Source organism: Streptomyces lusitanus (assembly GCF_042647945.1).
GTDB classification, from domain to species: domain Bacteria; phylum Actinomycetota; class Actinomycetes; order Streptomycetales; family Streptomycetaceae; genus Streptomyces; species Streptomyces pseudogriseolus.
In genome coordinates this window covers 125,489-144,022 of sequence record NZ_JBHRWL010000027.1, presented here as the reverse complement: position 1 = coordinate 144,022, position 18,534 = coordinate 125,489, and the positions used below count along the sequence as shown (strand labels likewise).

Genomic DNA, 18,534 nt, shown 5'->3' with positions numbered 1-18,534 from the left:
TCGGGCGGAGCCGCACGGACGTCATGCGCGGGCCGCAGGCCGCGGTGGCCGTCACTCCACCCACCGCAGCGACCCCGCGATGGCCTCGCACAGCCGCAGCATCGGACCGGACATGCCGACCACCGGCGCGGAGAACGACAGGGTGAGGTAGCCCGTCCCGCCCGGCAGGACGACATGAAGATCCAGGGACGTCGGCCCCGCGACCCGGACGGTTCGGCCGGCCGGGAGGTCGACCACCCCGACCTCGCGCCGCCCGCCGTCCTCGTCCTCCCGTGCCTCGATCCACGCCGCGAACGCCTCGGGATCGGCCGGCGTACCGCCCGGCGGCATGAGGGAGACCAGCAGGGAGGCCGGCAGTCCTCCGTTGCGCGACAGAGTCAGGAGGTAGAACTCCATGGCGCCCCGCGCCAGACCCGCCTCCGCGGTGTTGCGCAGGGTGGCCCACACGTTCCGCGTCAGCTCGGCCGGGACCTGCCGGCCGTCCGCCTGCTTCTCCACGAAGGTCTTCAGCTGACGACGCCAGCGGTCCTGCATCAGGTCGACGCGGAACCACTCCCGCGGGACGAGCAGCCGGTAGTCCCGGGCGCCGGCCGTCGCCGGCGCGGCGGCGCTCTCGGACGACTCGCTCACCCGGGCATCACCAGGGGCGCCCCGGAGTCGTCGAAGAGACGGACGCTCTTCACGATGCCGGCGAACATGGCGGAGAAGACGTCCCATCCCTCGGCGGTGGGCGTCCCCATCTCCATCATCAGCACGGTGCCGTTGTCCAGTGGGATCTGCACCTGGATGAACGACGTCCAGATCGGCTCGTCCTGACCCGACTGCGTCAGCGCGCCGTCGACGTTCGAGGCGCGGTTGCCGACGCAGGTCACCGCCGGACCGCACGGCAGCTGCACCTCGTCGACCTGGCCCAGCCCGAGGTGCCGCATCGTCGTCGCGACGAACCCGGCCGGGTTACGGCCCGCCCGCTCGTCGAGGTCCATGAGGCTGACGTTCACCGTCGCGGTGCACCGAACCCCGTCGACCTCGGTGGTGACGAAGCCGGCGTACTGCACACCGGCCTCGATGAACTCGTCGTAGTGCGCCGCGCACATCGCGGCGTACTGGAGCTGCACCTCCTCGTCGGCGCCCGGCAGCGCCTGCTTGGCCAGGGCGACCAGCTGATCCGCCAGCTCGTCCAGGTCGTCCGCCTCAAAGGGCAGTTCGAAGAAGCCCTCGGGCATGATCCAGCGGACTTCTATGCCGTGGTCGCCCGTGAGCGTGCGCTGCGCCGTGTCAGCCGTTTCCGTGGTCATCTGCACCCTTGCTTCGGGACTGTTCGCGGTCGTCCACGTCGGGACGGAACGTCGCGGCGAACGGGTAGGGCCCGTAGTGCGGATAGTGGGCCGGGATCTCGGCCCCTCCCCGTCGGGCGATGTGTGCGATCTCTCGGTACTTCGCCGCACGCGCCCGCAGATTCTGCCGGACCGGGTCGCCCCAGACCCGGATCGCACTGCGTACGAAGAAGAAGATCTGCGTCACCAGGACGGCCGCGGCGACCGCCAGGTAGGCGTTCCGGGAGGCGGGGGTCTCCCAGTACTGGGCGACGCCGCCCCAGTACACGACGGCGCCGAAGCCGACGAGCGCGAGCGGCACCCCGTGCTTGAAGCCCGCGCCGAACATCTCCTCCTCGTCGGCATGCCGCCGGTGCAGGAGGTCCAGCACGGCCTCGTCGTCGAGGAAGTCGAACCGGAGCGCGCGTCCCGCCTCCTCGGCGGCCCGCTTCGCCTCCGGCACGCCGGCGATCACGGAGCCGTCGACCAACGTGGCGGTGTCACCGCCGCGTCGGCCGACGAACTGCCGCGGTCCCAGCTCTTGCGCGTCCTCGGTCATGACATCTGCCTTCCAGTCGTTGGGTATCGCGGTCTATGCCGCCAGGGCTGCGTTGAACGCCTTCGGTGTGACGCTCGGCGCGGGGCGAGGGCTGGGCCGGGGCGTGGTCTCGGGCGTCGGCGCATGCTCGGGCGTGGGCGTCGGCGTGGGACGGGGCGTGGGCGCGGTGGCCTTGGGGGGCTCCTGGTAGCCGGTCCGCTCGCCGTTCTCACCGCTCAGCATGCGGTGCAAGGCGCTGGCGAGACCCGCGCCCTTGATGATGCCCGTGATGTTCTTCCCCTCGACAACACCGAGCGATGTCCTGGCGAGGACCTTGTTGGTCAGCTTGACGGCGACACCATTGAGGAAGTTGTGGCCCACGCCCTTCATCGCCGCCATGCCACTGAACCTGATGCCTCCCAGCGCCTTCAGTCCCTTGAGTCCCTTGAGGGCCTTGAACCCCTTCAGAGCTCCCAGTCCCGGAAGAACTCCGAGCGCGTCGGCGCCCAGCTTCAGCCAGTCGACCTTCCCGCCGCGCGCCGTCATGTCGTACGCATGACCGGCGAGCGCCGCCGCGCTCGCGATCACGGCGAGGGTCGCGAAGATGGGCACCAGGAACTGAAGCGGCGGAACAAAGGCGCAGATAACCGCCAGGACGGACAGAACCGCCGAGATGTTGGACAGCATGTCGGCCCAGTCCGCCAGGAAGTTCATGAATCCGCCGGGATCGCGGACCGCGTCGTGATGCACGACGTTCCTGATATGGCGAGCGGCCTTGTCCCCGGCGTCGTCATAGATCTCCCGGGCGTCCTTCACCGCCTTGCGGGCGTCGCCGATGCGGTGCAGCGCCTCGGCACGCTTCTTGACCCAGCGCTCGTACTCCTCCTTCTCCGCGGCAGGAATGTCGTACGCCGTCGGGTACTTCTCGGTGAACTTCTTGACCTCGCCGTCCGCGAGGTCGTGGTCGGCCTTCGCCTCCCGGTAGTCGGCGAGTGCCTTGTCCGCCTTGCGCTGCGCACGCCGCATCTCGCCGGCGAACTGGTCCGAGCTGCCCTCACTGACCTGCTCGCCGACGGCCTTGGCGGCTTCGTCGTAGCGTTCGAAAGACTTCTTCAGCTTGTCCGCGGTACCGCCGGCAATCTCATGGAAGCCTTTGCCCGCCTCGCTGTCCCAGCCCTCGACGGAGGCCAGCGCCTTGATGACGCGGGACTGTTCGTCGATCATGTCGGCCATCTTGCGCAGCTTGCGGCCCAGTTCGGCGACCTCCTCGGGGTCGCCCGGCGTCGGGTCGTCGTGCCACAGCGGCGGCCAGTCGGCGTCTGTCCTGCTCACTTCTTCCCCTTGCTCTGCGCCTTGGCGTCCCGGATCGCCTTGGCCAGTTCGCGGTCGATGTCGTCGTACGCCTTGGCCGCGCTCTTCGTGAACTCCGACAGCTGCTCGAGCTCCTTCATGAGCTTTTTGCGCGTCTTCTTCCAGGTGTCCCCGAAGTCGGAAAAGGCGTCCTTGAGGCCGCCGTGGCCCACCGCGCTGCCGTACTCGTCCGCGGGGTTTCCGTGCTTCTCGAACTCGCCGTGAATCTTCGCCAGGTCACGTGAGCATTGTTTGATGGCGGCGAGGTCCGCCTTTATGTGATCCCCCATGATTCCAATCCTTTCTCACCCGTTCCCGCCCAGAGCCCTTCACCAAGGGCGGTCGCAGCCGTCCACCGACTCCCGCGTCACGGCTCTGTACAGCAGATACTCTCAGTCAACCGATCTGGTCCGGCATCGGCAAGGAGACGGCTGACATGGCACGCAGGAGCAAACGGGGCGGAATCGCGGGACGCCTTGACATCCGCTCCGAAGCTGGCGAATGGTGCTGGATCGGAACAATCCCGCAGCCTCCGGCCGATGTTCTGCACGCCGCGGGCAACCCATCGCTCCGCCCGGCCCGCCGGCCCCCTTTGGCCATGCTCGGTACGGTACTTGGCGCCGCATTCCTCCCGCTCCTGCTCCTCCTGAGCCTTCTGGCGCGAGGGCAGGAGGCGGTCGAGCGCGCCCTTGACTCCAAGGAGGAGAAGGAACGGCACCGGGCGCGGAAGCAGGACGAGAAGCGGATGGAGGCGGCTGTCGACCAGCGCGGCCTGGACAACGTCTTCGACGGCGACTGGAACGGTGCCGCCGGCCAGTTCCTCCTGCGCTGGTACAGCCACTCGACCCACCACGAGCGCCTGCTGTTCGCCGGCCCGGACGGCATCACCTTCGCGGCCCCGCCCAAGCGCGTCAGCTCGGGACGCGACAGGCACGCCCAGATCGTCGCCCGCCTGTCCCCCGACGAGGCCACGCTGGAAGACCCTTTCTCCGGCGAGTTCGAGACCCGGATCCTACTGATCCGCTTCCACGACGGCTCCTGGCTGCGGGTGGACACGGAGGAGTCGCGGAGCGAGCTGCACATGTACGCGCTCCGGAACGCGCCTGTCGGCGGGGCCTGAGGGAACGGTGCCGTAAGTCCTGGGTAGTTCGGCCCGCTGAGGCCGGCCTCTGGAGGACGGACACAGCCGTTCGGCGAACCACCGTTTTCAGCCTCCCGCAGTGAAGTTCACGTTGGCGAAACCGGCAACCCCACCGATATCGTCACCGCACTGGACACGTCTCGTTCCGCAGGGAGCCCACTGTGCAGCGCCGCGCCATGCCCACCGCCGCCGCGTTCGCCTCCGCGACAGCGCGGCTACCCACGGCCCGTACGCCCGGGGACGAATCGCCGCCCGCAAACGAGCGCGTGGTCACGGGCATCAGACGGTGACGCACCCGCGACTTCGCCCGGGCCCCACTCCACTTACGTCGACCGATCACCTGACCTTTCCGGGACACTACGCATGTCCGACTTGACCGTAGATCTAGCACTTCTGACCAAGTCGTCGAAGCAGCTGAAAGCGATTCGGAACGAGTTCGCCCATCTCGGCGAGTGGAAAGTCGAGATAACCAGCTCAGTAGGAGCCTCTGAACTCAAGGGCGCCATGACGGAGTTCATCGACAACTGGAGCGACAACCGCAAACGGTTGCTGGAGTCACTGGAGAGCGTCGGAACAATGGTAGAGGCGACACGAGAAGCATTTCAGAGCCTCGAGGACGAGCTGACCAGGAGCGGAGAGAAAAAGGAAAGGTAGAAATAGTTACTCGCTCAGCACGCCCTACCCGAACTCTGCAAGAGGGAAAATGGCGCGACCTAAGGATTGGCAGCCACTGCGCGAGAGTGATCCTGTTCCAGGAGATCCTGTCGAGATCCGCGAGCAGGTAAAGCACATGAAGAAGATCGCCGCATACCTGCGCACTCAGGCTGCGGCGTTAACTGCTATGGCAGACGCCGACAACCTGAAGGGCAAATACGCTGACGAACTCTCAGGAAAAGCCCGCGGACTAGGGCGAAAATTGGACCTCGCAGAGGACCGATACCGCGAGGTGAAGGGACACCTCTCGAACTGGGCGGACGAACTGGAGGATTTCCAGCAGAGAGCGGACAGGGCACTCACTGATGCCCAGGACGCCCAGCAGAGGATCGACGGTCGTTCCACGAGCGACGAGCAGGAAAGTCCGGATGGCGCCAAGAGCAGCAAGAAGCACGAAGCAGAGCAGGATCCGCTGTTGCAACAGGCCAAGGAAGATCTTGAAGAGGCCCGCAAGCGCCTCAACTCCACCGAAAGCGCCTACCGCGAACGCTCAGGCCACTTTGCGAACAAGATCAGGTCGTCCATTGACGACGACATGAAAGACAGCTGGTGGAATGACGTCAAAGCCTGGGTGGCCGACGCGGACTGGTTGGATGCTTTCGCTGAAGGGGCTAGTTGGGCAGCGACCGCTGTTGGCGCACTAGCCATTGTTTTTCCCGCTCTCGGCGTGATTGCGCTTGTCCTGACTGTCGCCGTCGCAGCCATTCACGTCGCGCAGGCTGCTACCGGAAACGGGTCTTGGTTCGACGTTCTGATGGATCTCGGCGCACTTAAGTTGGCGCGTAACGGGATAAAAGCAGCCAAGGCGATCAAAGCCCTCCAGAAGAACTCACGCAAGACGGCGGCCGGCCTCGCCAAGGAGAAGTCCGCTGCACAGGCCGCCCGCAGCAATGCAAAAGCTCGCAGTAAAGCGGGTAAGTCTGAACGAAAGAAGGGGGGTACCTCGCGAAAGGCCCGGGAGAACGCCAGAGCCAGGCGTCTGCGTATGGAGGGTGAGAACCGTGCCGCAGGGAAGCGCTCCGCCGAAGTGGTGCGAAATTCCGAGTTGCCCCAGGTCACCGTAAGGGAAAGCGCGGGTACTGTTGGGGACAAGGCTCTCGCCCGCCAGGTCAAGGATGTCGTCAGGTGGCGTGACACATACCCCGGGAACGCTGAGCTCGCTTCCAACGCCAACCAGGCATTGCGCCACCAAAAGGTGGTGCAGGGATCATGGGGAGCGTCGACGGTTCTGGACGCTGGAGACAAGGGTGGAGATGCATTGACCGGCGATGGATACTCCAGATCGAAGGATCGGATGGCCGCTCCCATCGGTTATCAATGGTGAAGGAAATGAATCAGTGAGCGAGAGCCGCGACACCGCACAAGCAGATGAGACAGCAGCCTGGCTCCCTTACGGTATCGCCACCGTCAAGGTGATTTTCATGATTGCCGTCTTCCGTTACTTTGCGACTCCGTTCACAGATGACATGTTCGGGGAAGAATTGCTGCCCCTGCCTACTTGGGAATGGACCGCGTTCTCCATCACGCCGGGGCTTCTCATCTGGTTGGCGCGTCGCCCGGTCGACTGGGCGACCTTGTCAACGGAACGGACGATCCTTCGGATCGCACTGACGTTTTACTTTCTCTACGCCCTGGCGTTTTCCCTTTTCAAGGGCGGATGGATTCTTTGGCTTGCGGCAGCCGCCGCCCTTGCCGGGCACCTAGGGATCCTTTATCTCGACGGTAGGCGATCAGCTCATGGCGAGTGAACGGAACGCGGTAGCGGAAGAGATCGGCAGCCGCGCAATAGGGTACCGTCTGTTGCTCCCATCGGAGTGGGTGCAAATTCCCTTGCATCAGGGAACGAACGAGGCTGTTGACCGTGTCCTTCGGGACATGTTCTCCCTTATCCCTGCTGACGCCCCAAGGGACAGGATTGAACCCTACAAAGCAGAGATTTCTCGGCGGTTCCACGAGTCCGTTGTTGAAGCTCGGCGAAGGGGCGGAATCGACCTGTACGTTCCCCTGAAGTTGCGGGGTGATCAGGAGTTCAACCTGGGCGCATCGCTCCTTGTTGCGGAAACAACGCTGCCGAAGCGTCTGCGGGAGGCACCACCTACTGACCCTGGGGAGCTGGCCGTGCAGTTGCTCTCCCGAGATGGCGAGGACATTGATGTAGCCTCCGGCGAAGTGGACGGGGCAATCGCTGTTCGACGGGAGTACGTCGCGGAGTCAGATCGTAGGCACGTGATACAAGCAGCCTCCCGCCGGGTCGAGTACGTCATTTCCGTCCCCGGGGACGCAAGCCGGTGGTTCGTAGCCGCCTTCTCAACGGTTGGGGGTGGGAGTCCACGAGACGAACTCGCGGACGTACTCGTTGAATGGTTCGATGCAGTGATGGCGACCTTCCGCTGGAGGCACGGATGAAGGAGGTCTTCTGGCCGATCATCGACATTGAACACGTCGACGCCTACCCGTGGGTGATCATCCCTCCCAGGGCGGGTCCTACCGCGCCTTCTGACGAGTGGGACGACATCGATGCGTGGTGTCTGGAGAGAGCAGCGGACCTTTGGGGTGACCGCGACCTGGATCCGGGCCCTCACGGTGTCGGATTCGTGGGTGGTACTTTGGCTCGCTGCGCCAAAGCCCTTTGCCCCCCTGAGTCGACCCACTGGCTCTTTCTCCATCTTGACCACCCCACAGATGTACCCCTGCCGGTCTGCGCCGCTATCGGTCCCGCTCAGGGGCCGCGAGAGCTCACCCTCCGCGCGCTCACTGAAGCCGACGACCCGAACGCCGTAGAGCCGCCTGTGGTCAAATCATTCCATTCCCTTCATCTGGGCGACGGAATGTCAACGTTCCGCTACGTCACTCAAGAGGACTCGCCACATGTCCTGGCATGTGTCCGATACGCCTGGCAGGTTGCGGAACATGAAGCGGACGTATTGCTGTGGACAGCAACCGAGGATGTGGCGCGAGTTCTGCAGGCCGCTGACGACGTGGAAGAATTGGCCTGTTCCCTGGCTATTTTCGTCCCGTGATCCAGAGTCCTGCTCCGAGTCAGCCGATGCGCCAGCCTCACCATGGACGCGACTGGCGGACAGCGCGCCTGTACAACGTCTTCGAGGGTAGCTGGAACGGTGCCGCCGGCCAGTTCCTCCTGCGCTGCCGGTGTTCTCGTCGCTCCAGGGATCAGACCCCAGAAGCACCGCCTTCCGGAATCGGCTTCCCCTCGACGTCGAGTGGCACAAAGCTGAGGGTGGGCACTAACGCGTCCGCCATCCGCGTGAGTTGGTCACCGTGTTCCATGACCCTCCACGTCATCGTCGCCAAGAGGACGTCAGACGTCTGGGGGACCAGAAGGGCGTGCGAAACCCTTTCCGAGAGGCGCTTGCCGAAACCCAGCACGCCCTTGGACTGATACTGGGCCTGCAACCGGACCGCCGGGCCAACCGGCAGCTCGACCCTGCTCACCTGTGACTTCCCCACGATCCCCTTGTGGCCGCGCAGTCTGTTCGCCACCTCCTCCAACGAGAGAACCACCCCGTCCTCGCCGAAGATCTGAACGTCGAAGACGGCACAGTTGGCCCCGCCCACCGCGAAGTAGGCGGCTGCGAGCACCGCGTGTGTCTTCTCGGCGTTCCTCGCCAGGGAGATCAGGCCGTCCTCCATGGATTCCCTGGACGCCACAAGGTCCAAGGGGTTGAAGGAGTTCACAACCTCCCGGGCCCAAGCTGCCCTCCCGGCCGGGTCGAGCTCGATCGCAGTCGTAAGGTCGACCCATCCGTCCGGAAAGTCCAGCCGACAGGTCCAGTCGTCAATGTCGACCGTCACGCTGGTCACCTCGAGGTCATCGATCGGCGCGTCGACCGAGCGCCCCACGGCTGCCCAGGTCGATGCCAAGTGGTGTCACCACACGGAAAACGGTGGAGCAGGAAGCCCAAGCCCCCCGCCCCACCGCCGGTGTAACCGCACCCAGCGCCCGGAAGTTACTTCCGCGCCGCCTTCGCCAGCTCGTCGTCGATCTGCTCGAACTTGTCGGCCGCCATGGTGAGGTAGTCACCCATGCCGTCGAGGCCGTCCAGCGTGGTCTTCGCGCCGTTGGTGAACTCGTCGAAGTTCTCGTCGAAGGCCTTCGACGAGCTCTTCGTGACGTAGCCGGAGTTGACCAGGTTGTTGATGTACTTGCGGAGGCCGTCCAGCTTCTCCTGAAGCTTTTCCTTCTCCTTCACGACATGCTTGGCAGCTTCCCGCATGTCCTGATATGTGATGTCAAGGTCTTTGGCCATGAAGCCGCTCCCTCTCGCAACGCCGCAGGGCCAACCCCCGTGGCTCCCTTGTTTGCGGAACTACCGGCCTGCCGTCGCGGCCCCTGCGGCTCAGGGGCCTCTCGGGCCCGCCGGTGTGATCGTCCGCTCTTGCGGCAGAAGCTTACGGGGGTGAACTGCGCCGCCACATCCCCACCTTGTGAAGGCAACGGTCACAAGTCGTGGACGCCGTTGCTGCCGGGAACGCGGGCCCGCTCCCCGACTGCCTTTCGCCGGGGCGGAGCCGATATCGTCGGCGGGACTGTGAGCCGCGGGGTGGAAGCGGCCGCAGGGCCTGGGGAGGACAAGCGTGCGCCTGACTCTGACCGTCGTCGATCCGTACGGCGGGGACTCCGCCGATGTCGTCCTCGATGCCGATCCCGAGTCGACCGTGGGGGACATCGCACGCGAGCTGGCCGCACAGGTCGGGCACGCCGGCGCCCAGGTCATCCCCATCGGGCACCAGGGGCAGACGCCCGCCGGGAACACGCCGACGGTCTACGTCGACGGGTACGCCGTCGATTCCTCCGCGACCGTCGTCGGCTCGCCCCTGCGCGACGGCGCCGTGGTCTCCCTCCAGGACCCCTCCGGATGTCTGCCCGGTGAGCCCACCGGACTCGTCGAGCTGCGCGTCGTCGGCGGGCCCGCCGCCGGCTTCGTGCACCGGCTCGGTGTCGGGCGCTACGACATCGGCAGCGGCAGCGCCTCGTACGTCCGGGTCGACGACTCCGAGGTCGACGCCCGCGCGCTGACCCTGTCCGTCGCCACCGACGGCACCTGCCAGGTCGTCGTGCACGGCGAGCACGCCGCCGTCACCCTCGACGGCGAGCCCATCGCCGACGCCCAGGAACGCCGGGAGGAGGAGCAGCGCCGCCGGGAGGAGGAGCAGCGCCGGGAGGAGAGCGGCGGCGACGATCCGTCCGGCTCGGCCGCAAAGAAGAAGCGCGGGAAGCGGAAGAACAAGAAGAAGAAGAAAAAGAGGGACGGGGCCACGAGCGCCTCCGTCCAGCGCGGCGGGCGGTTCGACTGGCCGCTCGGCGGTCAGATCGCCGTCGGCAACAGCCTGCTGGAGCTGACCCGCTACACCCCGCCCAACGCCGCCCTGAAGTGGTCCGACGACGGCGTCGGGCTCGACTACAACCGGCCGCCCCGGCTCCGCCGGCCGGAGCGGCAGACCAACTTCCGGCTGCCCTCCAAGCCCCGCGACTACGAGGCCCGGCCGCTGCCCTGGCTGATGGCGCTGACGCCCCTCGTCGGCGCGGTCGTCATGGTGACGATCTTCCAGCGCTGGTACTACCTGATCATGGCGGGGCTCAGCCCCATCCTCCTCTTCGCCAACTACTTCAACGACAAGAAGCACGGGCGCAAGTCCCACGCCAAGCAGGTCAAGGAGTACGAGGAGCAGAAGGAGCGGATCGAGCGGGACGCCCAGGACGCGCTGGTCCAGGAGCGCGACGACCGCCGGCACGCCATCCCCGACCCGGCGACCGTGCTGTCGCTCGGCACCGGGCCGCGCACCCGGCTGTGGGAGCGGCGCCGCACCGACCGGGACCATCTGCTGCTGCGGTTCGGCACCGGGCAGATGCCGTCCGAGGTGGTGCTGGACGACCCCGAGCAGGACGACCACCGGCGCCAGGTCACCTGGAAGATCGAGGACGCCCCGGTCGCGCTGAACCTGCGCGGGCTCGGCGTGATCGGCGTGGCAGGTCCCGGCGACTCGGCGCGCGCGCTCGGGCGGTGGGCCGTCGGGCAGACCGCCGCGCTGCACAGCCCGATGGACGTGCAGTTCTACGTGCTGAGCGAGAACTCCGCGCAGGAGTCCTGGGACTGGGTGCGCTGGCTGCCGCACGCCCGCCCTTCCGGCGGCCACGACGTGAACGTCCTCATAGGCACCGACGCGGAGACGGTCGGCGCCCGCATCGGTGAGCTGACGCAGATCCTCGACGCCCGTAAGAAGGCCGCCGAGCAGAACCGCTCCCAGGGCACGACGTTCAGCGACCCCGACATCGTGGTCGTGTGGGACGGCTCGCGGCGGCTGCGGTCCCTGCCCGGCGTGGTGCGGCTGCTCCGCGAAGGTCCCTCGGTGTCCATGTACGCCCTGTGCCTGGACGCCGAGGAGCGGTTCCTGCCCGGCGAGTGCCAGGCGTTCGTCGTCGCCGAGCCCCTCCCGGAGGAGCCGGGGCGGCAGCAGGCCGACCGCGCGGCCCAGCCGGCCGTCGCGGGCAGCGGCTTCCCCTCGTTCCAGGCGTGGCACAGCAACGCCCCGGAGCCCGGCCGCGGCGCCCAGCAGGCGCCCGACAAGCTGCGGCTGCGCGTCGAGGAGGCCGGCGCCGAGCGCATCAAGGACGTACGGCCGGACTTCGTCACGCCCGCCTGGTGTCTGCGGCTGGCCCGTTCCCTGTCGCCGCTGCGCGACATCAGCGGGGAGACCGAGGACTCGGCGCTGCCCGGGTCCAGCCGACTGCTGGACGTGCTCCAGCTGGAGCCGCCGACGAGCGACGCGATCATGGCGCGCTGGCGGATGGGCGGGCAGTCCACGCTCGCGGTGATCGGCGAGTCGTACGACGGGCCGTTCGGCATCGACATGCGCAAGGACGGCCCGCACGGCCTCATCGCCGGTACGACCGGTTCGGGCAAGTCGGAGCTGCTCCAGACGATCGTGGCAGCGCTGGCGGTCGCCAACACCCCGGAGAACATGACGTTCGTCCTCGTCGACTACAAGGGCGGCTCCGCGTTCAAGGACTGCGTCAAACTCCCGCACACCGTCGGCATGGTGACCGACCTCGACGCGCATCTCGTGGAGCGCGCGCTGGAGTCGCTGGGCGCGGAGCTGAAGCGGCGCGAGCACATCCTCGCCGCCGCCGACGCCAAGGACATCGAGGATTACCAGGACCTGGTACGGCGGGACCCGTCCCACCCGCCGGTGCCCCGGCTGCTCATCGTCATCGACGAGTTCGCGTCGATGGTGCGCGACCTGCCGGACTTCGTCACCGGTCTGGTGAACATCGCCCAGCGAGGCCGGTCCCTCGGCATCCACCTGCTGCTCGCCACCCAGCGTCCGAGCGGTGTCGTCTCCCCCGAGATCCGCGCCAACACCAACCTGCGGATCGCGCTGCGCGTGACGGACGCCGGCGAGTCGACGGACGTCATCGACTCGCCCGAGGCCGGGCACATCTCCAAGAGCACCCCGGGCCGCGCCTACGCCCGGCTGGGGCACGCCTCGCTGGTGCCGTTCCAGTCGGGACGGGTCGGCGGCCGGCGTCCCGGTGCGGCCGACCCGGCCGCCCTCGCGCCCTGGGTGTCCCCGCTGACCTGGGAGGACCTGGGCCGGGCGGCGCTCACCAAGCCGAAGTCGGAGGCGCGTGAGGACGAGGAGATCACCGACCTGAAGGTGCTGGTCGACGCGGTGCGCGACGCCAACGCCTCGCTCGGCATCCCCGCCCAGCACAGCCCCTGGCTGCCCGCCCTGGACGAGACGCTGCTGCTGGACGAGATCGAGGTGCCGTCGTACGCGGCCGCGCCGGGCACGCTGCCGCCGGCGCCGTTCGGCGTCGAGGACCTGCCCGCCGACCAGGCCCGCCGCCCGGTCGTCGTCGACTTCTCCTCGTTCGGCCATCTGATGATCGGCGGCGCCCCGCGCAGCGGCCGGTCGCAGGTGCTGCGCACCATCGCGGGTTCGCTGGCCCGCACCCACTCCGTGGCCGACGTGCACCTGTACGGCATCGACTGCGGCAACGGCGCGCTCAACGCGCTGACCCGGCTGCCGCACTGCGGCGCGGTCGTCGGCCGTAACCAGACCGAGCGGGTGGTCCGGCTGGTCAACCGGCTCAAGGGCGAACTGTCGCGCCGCCAGGACCTGTTGGCGGAGGCGGGCTTCGCGGACATCGGGGAGCAGCGGGCCGCGGTCGCCGAGCACGAGCGGCTGCCGCACATCGTGGTGCTGCTGGACCGCTGGGAGGGCTGGGTGCCCACGCTCGGCGAGATCGACCACGGGTCGCTGACCGACGAGTTGCAGACGATGATGCGGGAGGGCGCGAGCGTCGGCATCCACCTGGTGCTGACCGGTGACCGGACGCTGCTGGTGGGCCGGATCGCGAGCCTCACGGAGGACAAGTACGGTCTGCGGCTGGCCGACCGCAGCGACTTCTCCTCGCTCGGCATCCCCACCCGCAAGGTGCCGGAGGAGATCCCGCCGGGCCGCGCCTTCCGCAACGAGTCCGGCACGGAGACGCAGTTCGCGCTGCTCGCCGAGGACACCACGGGTCAGGGGCAGGCGGCCGCGCTGACCGCCATCGGTGAGGCGGCGGCCGCCCGGGACGCCGAAGTGCCGCGTGCGCGGCGGCCGTTCCGGGTGGACAGCCTGCCGAGCCGGATCGCCTTCCCCGAGGCGTGGGAGATGCGCGACCCGGACGCCTCGCGCTCGAAGCTGTTCGGCCTGGCCGGCATCGGCGGCGACGAGATCGTCGGCTTCGGTCCCGATCTCGCCGAAGGCGTACCGGCGTTCGTGATCGCGGGTCCGGCGAAGTCGGGCCGCTCGACGGTGCTGATGAACTTCGCCCAGTCCTTCCTCGCCCAGGGGACGCGGCTGGTGGTCGCCGCGCCGCGCCAGTCGCCGCTGCGGCAGCTGGACGGCACGGAGGGCGTGCTGAAGGTCTTCACCGGCGACGACATCGACGAGGACGAGTTCGAGGCGCTGATCGACGAGGCGTCCCTGGAGGAGCCGATCGCCGTGCTGGTCGACGACGGCGAGATCCTCGAGGACTGCGACGCCGAGAGCCAGCTGAAGAAGGTCGTCTCTCGGGGCGCGGAACGCGGGCTCGCCCTCGTCATCGCCGGCGACGAGGAGGACGTGTGCAGCGGCTTCTCCGGCTGGCAGGTCGACGCGAAGAAGGCCCGCCGGGGCATCCTGCTCTCCCCGCAGGAGTCCTCCAGCGGCGACCTCATCGGCGTCCGGCTGTCCCGGGGGATGGTCGGCGGGCAGATCGCCCCGGGCAAGGGGATGCTCCACCTCGGGGACGGCGAGCTGCGGACGGTCGTCGTACCGGGCTGAGCGAGGCACCCCGCCGCGTGGACGGGTCGCCCCTGCGGACCGGAGGCCCGGCTACTCGATCTTCGAGAGCCGGGCCTTCGGCCGTCCCGAGTCCTTGCTGTCCGACTCGTAGACCAGGTCGTCGCCGGCCGGGGTGAGGAGGACGGTGTGGCGGGCCTGGTTGCAGACGTCGCGGTTGCCGGGCGCGCCGACGGAGGTCGTGACGATCCGCTTGGCGGTGACCTCCTTCAGGGTCAGGACGTCGTCGCAGACGCCGCCGAAGATGTCCGTGTGCCGCAGGGTGCCGACCCGCTCGCCGACGCCCGCCTTCTTGAGCGTGAGACGGAACGTGCCGAGCGGGATGGTGATGCTCTCGCGGGAGGCGGCCTGCCCCTCCCAGGTGCCGACGTAGGCGGCGGGCAGGGTGCCGGCGGACGGGGCGGCGGAGGGCCGGGCACCGCTCGGCCCCTTGTCGGCGTCCGCGCCTCCTCCGGACCCCGGCAGCAGGTCGAACACGAACACCGAGCCGACGGTCACGGCGGCCATCGCACCCGCCACGGCGAGGGCCACCGTGCAGCTGACCCGGCGGCCCCGTCCCCCGGCGCCGGGCGTGGACGCGGCCGAGACGGAGAGGGACAGCTTGCCGGGGTCGGCGGTGCCCCGGTCCACGGGCTGGGTCGGCGGATGCGGTGCGGCGGGCCCGGCGGGCGTGGCGGGCCCGGCGGGCCCGCCGGGCCGGGAGTCGGGCGCGGGGCGGGGGTACGGAACCCCCGCGTCCGTCCGCGCGCTGTCCGACGCCGGCATGACGGGCGGCGGCCCGAACACACCGGCGACGGCCCCGGCCGAGGCGGGCGCGCCCGCCGGAGTGCCGGCACCCGACGGAGTGCCGGCGTCCGCCCCCGACGCGCCCTCCGACGCCGCGTACTCCCCGACCGACGGCTTGCTGAAGCCCACCGGTCCGGACAACCCCTCCCCCGTCCCCGCCTCAAGATTGAGCAGCTGCACAGCCGCCCGGCTCACCTGCTCCACCAGGGCCCCCGGCAGCCAGCCGCTCGACACCAGGCGGGCCGCGCCGCCCTCCGGGGCCAGGCGGCTGGTGATCTCGGGCGGGGTCGGTCGTGCGGACGGGTCCTTGTCGAGGCACGCCTCGACGAGCTCGCGCAGGTCACCGGCGAGCCCGTCCAGCTCGGGCGGCTCGTGCACCACCCGGTAGAGCAGCGCCGCCGAGGAGTCGCCGGGGAAGGGCGGCGCGCCGGTCGCCGCGTAGGCGAGGACCGCGCCGAGGGAGAAGACGTCCGCCGCGCCCGTCACGCCCTTGCCCAGGATCTGCTCGGGGGACATGTAGCCGGGTGAGCCGATCGAGACGCCGGTGGAGGTCAGGGACGCGGTGCTGTCCGTGGCGCGGGCGATGCCGAAGTCGATCAGCAGGGGGCCGTCGAGCGTGAGGAGCACGTTGGACGGCTTGACGTCCCGGTGCACCAGGCCCAGGCCGTGCACCGCCGTCAGCGCCTCGGCGAGCCCCGCGCCGAGCGTCCGTACGGTGTGCTCGGGCAGGGCGCCCAGTTCGGTGACGGCGGCCGTGAGGGAGGGGCCGGCCGCGTAGGCGGTGGCGACCCAGGGGACGCGGGCGTCGGGGTCGGCGTCCAGTACCGGTGCGGTCCAGGCGCCGCCGACCCGGCGGGCCGCGTCCACCTCGCGCCGGAAGCGGGCGCGGAACTCCTCGTCGAGCGCGAAGTGGGGGTGCACGATCTTCACCGCGACCGTCCGGCCTCCGGCGCTGCGGCCCAGGTAGACCCGGCCCATGCCGCCCGAGCCGAGCCGTCCGAGCAGCCGGTAGGGCCCCACGACCGTGGGTTCGTCAGCATCGAGCGGCCGCATGGCGCCACCCCTCCCCCGTCACGCCCGTACGCCTTGGTGCCCAGCCAGCGTAGTGGCCGATCCGGGCAGGAGACCCGGATCGGCCGCGCGGCACAGGCGGACCGCGTCCCATACGAACCGCATCAGAACGGCCCGCGCCTGGGCGGCGTCCGCCGTCTCAGGGGCGCAGCAGCTCCACCCTGACGTCCGCCGGGAAGCCCGTCGTGGGCCCCACCCGGCGGGCGAACTCCGCGACCGCCGCCAGCTGCGGGGGGCCGAAGCGGAAGTCGAGGGTGGTGAAGTACTGCGCCAGGGTCTTCTCGTCGAAGGCCTCCCAGCGGGCCGCCTGCTCGGCCACCTTGTCGACCTCGTCGAGGGAGAGGTTGCGGGAGGCGAGGAAGGCCTCGTGCACCTTGCGGGTGAGCGCGGGCTCGCGCTCCGCGTACTCCTTGCGGGCCGCCCAGACCGCGAAGACGAACGGCAGGCCCGTCCACTCCTTCCACAGCGCGCCCAGGTCGTGCACGTCGAGGCCGAAGCGCGGGCCGTCGACCATGTTGGCGCGCAGGGCCGCGTCGCCGATGAGGACGGCCGCCTCCGCCTCCTGCATCATCAGGCTCAGGTCGGGCGGGCAGGTGTAGTAGTCGGGCCGGACGCCGTACCGCTCGGCGAGCAGGAGCTGGGCGAGCCGTACGGAGGTGCGGGAGGTCGACCCGAGGGCGACCCGGGCCCCGTCGAGCCGGTCCAGCGGGACCTGCGAGACGATCACGCAGGACATCACCGGGCCGTCGCAGCCGACGGCGATGTCGGGGAAGGCGACGAGCTGGTCCGCGTGCTTGAGGTACTCGACCAGGGTGATGGGCCCGATGTCGAGGTCGCCCTGCACCAGCTGCTCGCTGAGCTTCTCGGGGGTGTCCTTCGTCAGCTCGAAGTCGAGGAGCGTGCCCGTTCTCGCGAGCCCCCAGTACAGGGGCAGGCAGTTCAGGAACTGGATGTGGCCGACGCGCGGCCGGGTGCGAGGATTGTCCACATCGTGAGGCTAGACCCAGCGGCGGGCCGCACGGCGGTCGCCCCCGGCGGGGCGACCGCGGGCGTGACGGACGAGGTGTTCAAACATCCGGGTGACGTGATCTTGACCTCTATTGCGATCCGGCGTCCGCGTGCTAGGCTCATCGCAAGTTGCAGTTTGGTTTCCCTTGCAGTACAGAGCCTGCGGAGCATGTGACCGCGGGCTCTCGTCGTTCTCAGACGGATGCAGTTGTGCGGAATTTCTTCACACTTGCTGGTTCTGGAGCAGGGCAACCCTTTGAGCCCAAGGAGGGCTTATGGCTACCGGAACCGTGAAGTGGTTCAACGCCGAAAAGGGCTTCGGATTCATCGCCCAGGAGGGCGGCGGCCCCGACGTCTTCGTCCACTACTCCGCGATCAACGCGACCGGCTTCCGGTCCCTCGAGGAGAACCAGCAGGTCACCTTCGACGTCACGCAGGGCCCGAAGGGCCCGCAGGCGGAGAACGTCACCCCGGCCTGACCCTGATCCTCCGATCCGGGAACGACTAGCAGTACCCAAGGAGCCCCACGCCGCGAGGCGAACGGGGCTCCTGCCTTTTCCCCGGTTTCTCCGAAGGGCCGGCCCGTCCGGCCCCCGGAGAAATTCCGGTGAATTCCCGCCGAACGGCTCCCCGGCCCCGTACGGGATCGCGGGCAACCCGTACGGGATCGCGCACGGGATCGCCCCTCACACGTGCTGCATGATCAGCACGAATTTCGTGCCGGGCTCCAGCGCCTCGTAGCGGTGCGGCACATCTCCGCGATACGCCATGTAGTCCCCGACGCCGAGTTCCGCCTCCTCGCCCTCGGGACCCGCCGACACCCGCCCCGCGCCGACCACGATGTGCTCCACCGTCCCCGGCATGTGCGGGTCGGAGGCCCGCACCGTCCCCGGCTCCAGCTCCACCGCGTAGAGGTCGCGCCGCGCGCCGGGCGGACTCGCCGACAGCAGGGTGGCGACATAGCTGGACCGGTCCGAGCGCACGGTCGGCCCCTCCCCCGCCCTGATCACCTGGACCCTGGGCGCCGGCGGCTCCACCAGCGCGCTGAACGGCACCCCGAGCGCCACCGCCAGCGCCCACAGCGTCTCCATGCTCGGATTGCCGCCGGCCGCCTCCAATTGGGACAGCGTGGACTTGGCGATACCGGCGCGTTTGGCCAGCCCGGAGAGGGAGAGCCCGGCGCGGACGCGTTCGCGGCGCAGGGCCGCGGCGATCCAGTCGAGGGGCAGGCGGGACGGCGCGCCGTCGGTCATGTCGTT

The 18,534-nt window shown here is 68.9% G+C and carries 18 protein-coding genes; 8 read left to right on the top strand and 10 right to left on the bottom strand.

Features of this window, described 5'->3' with window-relative positions:
- Window positions 1-51 precede the first annotated feature (51 nt).
- From ACFOSY_RS30245 to ACFOSY_RS30225, 5 genes are read right to left on the bottom strand one after another with little or no spacing between them, the layout of a single operon-like run.
- Window positions 52-630 (bottom strand): hypothetical protein, encoded by a 579-nt coding sequence (locus tag ACFOSY_RS30245; RefSeq protein ID WP_394312994.1) that lies wholly within the window; start codon window positions 628-630, stop codon window positions 52-54.
- Entirely contained in the window at window positions 627-1,295 is a 669-nt protein-coding gene (locus ACFOSY_RS30240) for a hypothetical protein (protein ID WP_394312991.1), read from the bottom strand. The genes ACFOSY_RS30245 and ACFOSY_RS30240 overlap by 4 nt, the downstream gene beginning before the upstream one ends.
- Complete coding sequence (locus ACFOSY_RS30235; protein ID WP_394312989.1) at window positions 1,276-1,872, bottom strand: hypothetical protein; 597 nt, start codon at window positions 1,870-1,872, stop codon at window positions 1,276-1,278. The genes ACFOSY_RS30240 and ACFOSY_RS30235 overlap by 20 nt, the downstream gene beginning before the upstream one ends.
- Before the next feature lie 33 nt (window positions 1,873-1,905).
- Window positions 1,906-3,183: a putative T7SS-secreted protein gene (locus ACFOSY_RS30230; RefSeq protein WP_394312987.1), complete on the bottom strand. Its 1,278-nt coding sequence runs from the start codon at window positions 3,181-3,183 to the stop codon at window positions 1,906-1,908.
- Window positions 3,180-3,491: a WXG100 family type VII secretion target gene (locus ACFOSY_RS30225; RefSeq protein WP_006133179.1), complete on the bottom strand. Its 312-nt coding sequence runs from the start codon at window positions 3,489-3,491 to the stop codon at window positions 3,180-3,182. The genes ACFOSY_RS30230 and ACFOSY_RS30225 overlap by 4 nt, the downstream gene beginning before the upstream one ends.
- A 308-nt stretch (window positions 3,492-3,799) precedes the next feature.
- Between ACFOSY_RS30225 and ACFOSY_RS30220 the strand changes: the two genes are divergently transcribed.
- From ACFOSY_RS30220 to ACFOSY_RS30195, 6 genes are all read left to right on the top strand, one after another.
- Window positions 3,800-4,321 (top strand): hypothetical protein, encoded by a 522-nt coding sequence (locus tag ACFOSY_RS30220; RefSeq protein WP_394312985.1) that lies wholly within the window; start codon window positions 3,800-3,802, stop codon window positions 4,319-4,321.
- A 384-nt stretch (window positions 4,322-4,705) separates the two neighbouring features.
- Window positions 4,706-4,996, top strand: coding sequence for a hypothetical protein (locus tag ACFOSY_RS30215; protein ID WP_394312983.1), 291 nt, complete (start codon window positions 4,706-4,708; stop codon window positions 4,994-4,996).
- Window positions 4,997-5,132: 136 nt separating this feature from the next.
- A complete protein-coding gene (locus tag ACFOSY_RS30210; protein WP_394312980.1) occupies window positions 5,133-6,380 on the top strand; it encodes a hypothetical protein in 1,248 nt (415 codons plus the stop codon).
- A 13-nt stretch (window positions 6,381-6,393) separates the two neighbouring features.
- Complete coding sequence (locus ACFOSY_RS30205) at window positions 6,394-6,804, top strand: hypothetical protein (protein WP_394312977.1); 411 nt, start codon at window positions 6,394-6,396, stop codon at window positions 6,802-6,804.
- Between the two features lie 127 nt (window positions 6,805-6,931).
- On the top strand, window positions 6,932-7,462 hold the full coding sequence (locus ACFOSY_RS30200; protein ID WP_394312973.1) for a hypothetical protein: 531 nt from the start codon (window positions 6,932-6,934) through the stop codon (window positions 7,460-7,462).
- Window positions 7,459-8,076 (top strand): hypothetical protein, encoded by a 618-nt coding sequence (locus tag ACFOSY_RS30195; protein WP_394312971.1) that lies wholly within the window; start codon window positions 7,459-7,461, stop codon window positions 8,074-8,076. The genes ACFOSY_RS30200 and ACFOSY_RS30195 overlap by 4 nt, the downstream gene beginning before the upstream one ends.
- A 151-nt stretch (window positions 8,077-8,227) precedes the next feature.
- Here ACFOSY_RS30195 and ACFOSY_RS30190 read toward each other — a convergent pair whose 3' ends face one another.
- Together ACFOSY_RS30190 and ACFOSY_RS30185 are read right to left on the bottom strand one after the other, a co-directional pair.
- Window positions 8,228-8,869, bottom strand: a complete 642-nt coding sequence (locus ACFOSY_RS30190) for a hypothetical protein (protein WP_394312969.1) — start codon at window positions 8,867-8,869, stop codon at window positions 8,228-8,230.
- Window positions 8,870-9,024: 155 nt separating this feature from the next.
- Window positions 9,025-9,324, bottom strand: coding sequence for a WXG100 family type VII secretion target (locus tag ACFOSY_RS30185; RefSeq protein WP_006133193.1), 300 nt, complete (start codon window positions 9,322-9,324; stop codon window positions 9,025-9,027).
- A gap of 328 nt (window positions 9,325-9,652) precedes the next feature.
- On the opposite strand from ACFOSY_RS30185, the gene ACFOSY_RS30180 reads away from it, so the two are divergent.
- The gene (locus ACFOSY_RS30180) at window positions 9,653-14,392 is read left to right on the top strand and encodes an FtsK/SpoIIIE domain-containing protein (protein ID WP_394312965.1); all 4,740 of its coding nucleotides are present in this window, start codon (window positions 9,653-9,655) and stop codon (window positions 14,390-14,392) included.
- 51 nt (window positions 14,393-14,443) lie between these two features.
- Here the strand turns inward: ACFOSY_RS30180 and ACFOSY_RS30175 are convergent, their stop codons facing one another.
- Entirely contained in the window at window positions 14,444-16,249 is a 1,806-nt protein-coding gene (locus tag ACFOSY_RS30175; protein ID WP_394312959.1) for a serine/threonine-protein kinase, read from the bottom strand.
- 157 nt (window positions 16,250-16,406) lie between these two features.
- Window positions 16,407-17,255: a menaquinone biosynthetic enzyme MqnA/MqnD family protein gene (locus tag ACFOSY_RS30170; protein ID WP_394312957.1), complete on the bottom strand. Its 849-nt coding sequence runs from the start codon at window positions 17,253-17,255 to the stop codon at window positions 16,407-16,409.
- 295 nt (window positions 17,256-17,550) lie between these two features.
- Here ACFOSY_RS30170 and ACFOSY_RS30165 point away from each other — a divergent pair, with 295 nt between their 5' ends.
- Window positions 17,551-17,754 carry a cold-shock protein gene (locus ACFOSY_RS30165; RefSeq protein WP_006133199.1) on the top strand — a complete coding sequence of 68 codons (204 nt, stop codon included), beginning with the start codon at window positions 17,551-17,553 and terminating at the stop codon, window positions 17,752-17,754.
- A 207-nt stretch (window positions 17,755-17,961) separates the two neighbouring features.
- Here the strand turns inward: ACFOSY_RS30165 and ACFOSY_RS30160 are convergent, their stop codons facing one another.
- Complete coding sequence (locus ACFOSY_RS30160) at window positions 17,962-18,528, bottom strand: helix-turn-helix domain-containing protein (RefSeq protein WP_394312954.1); 567 nt, start codon at window positions 18,526-18,528, stop codon at window positions 17,962-17,964.
- Window positions 18,529-18,534: the final 6 nt, after the last annotated feature.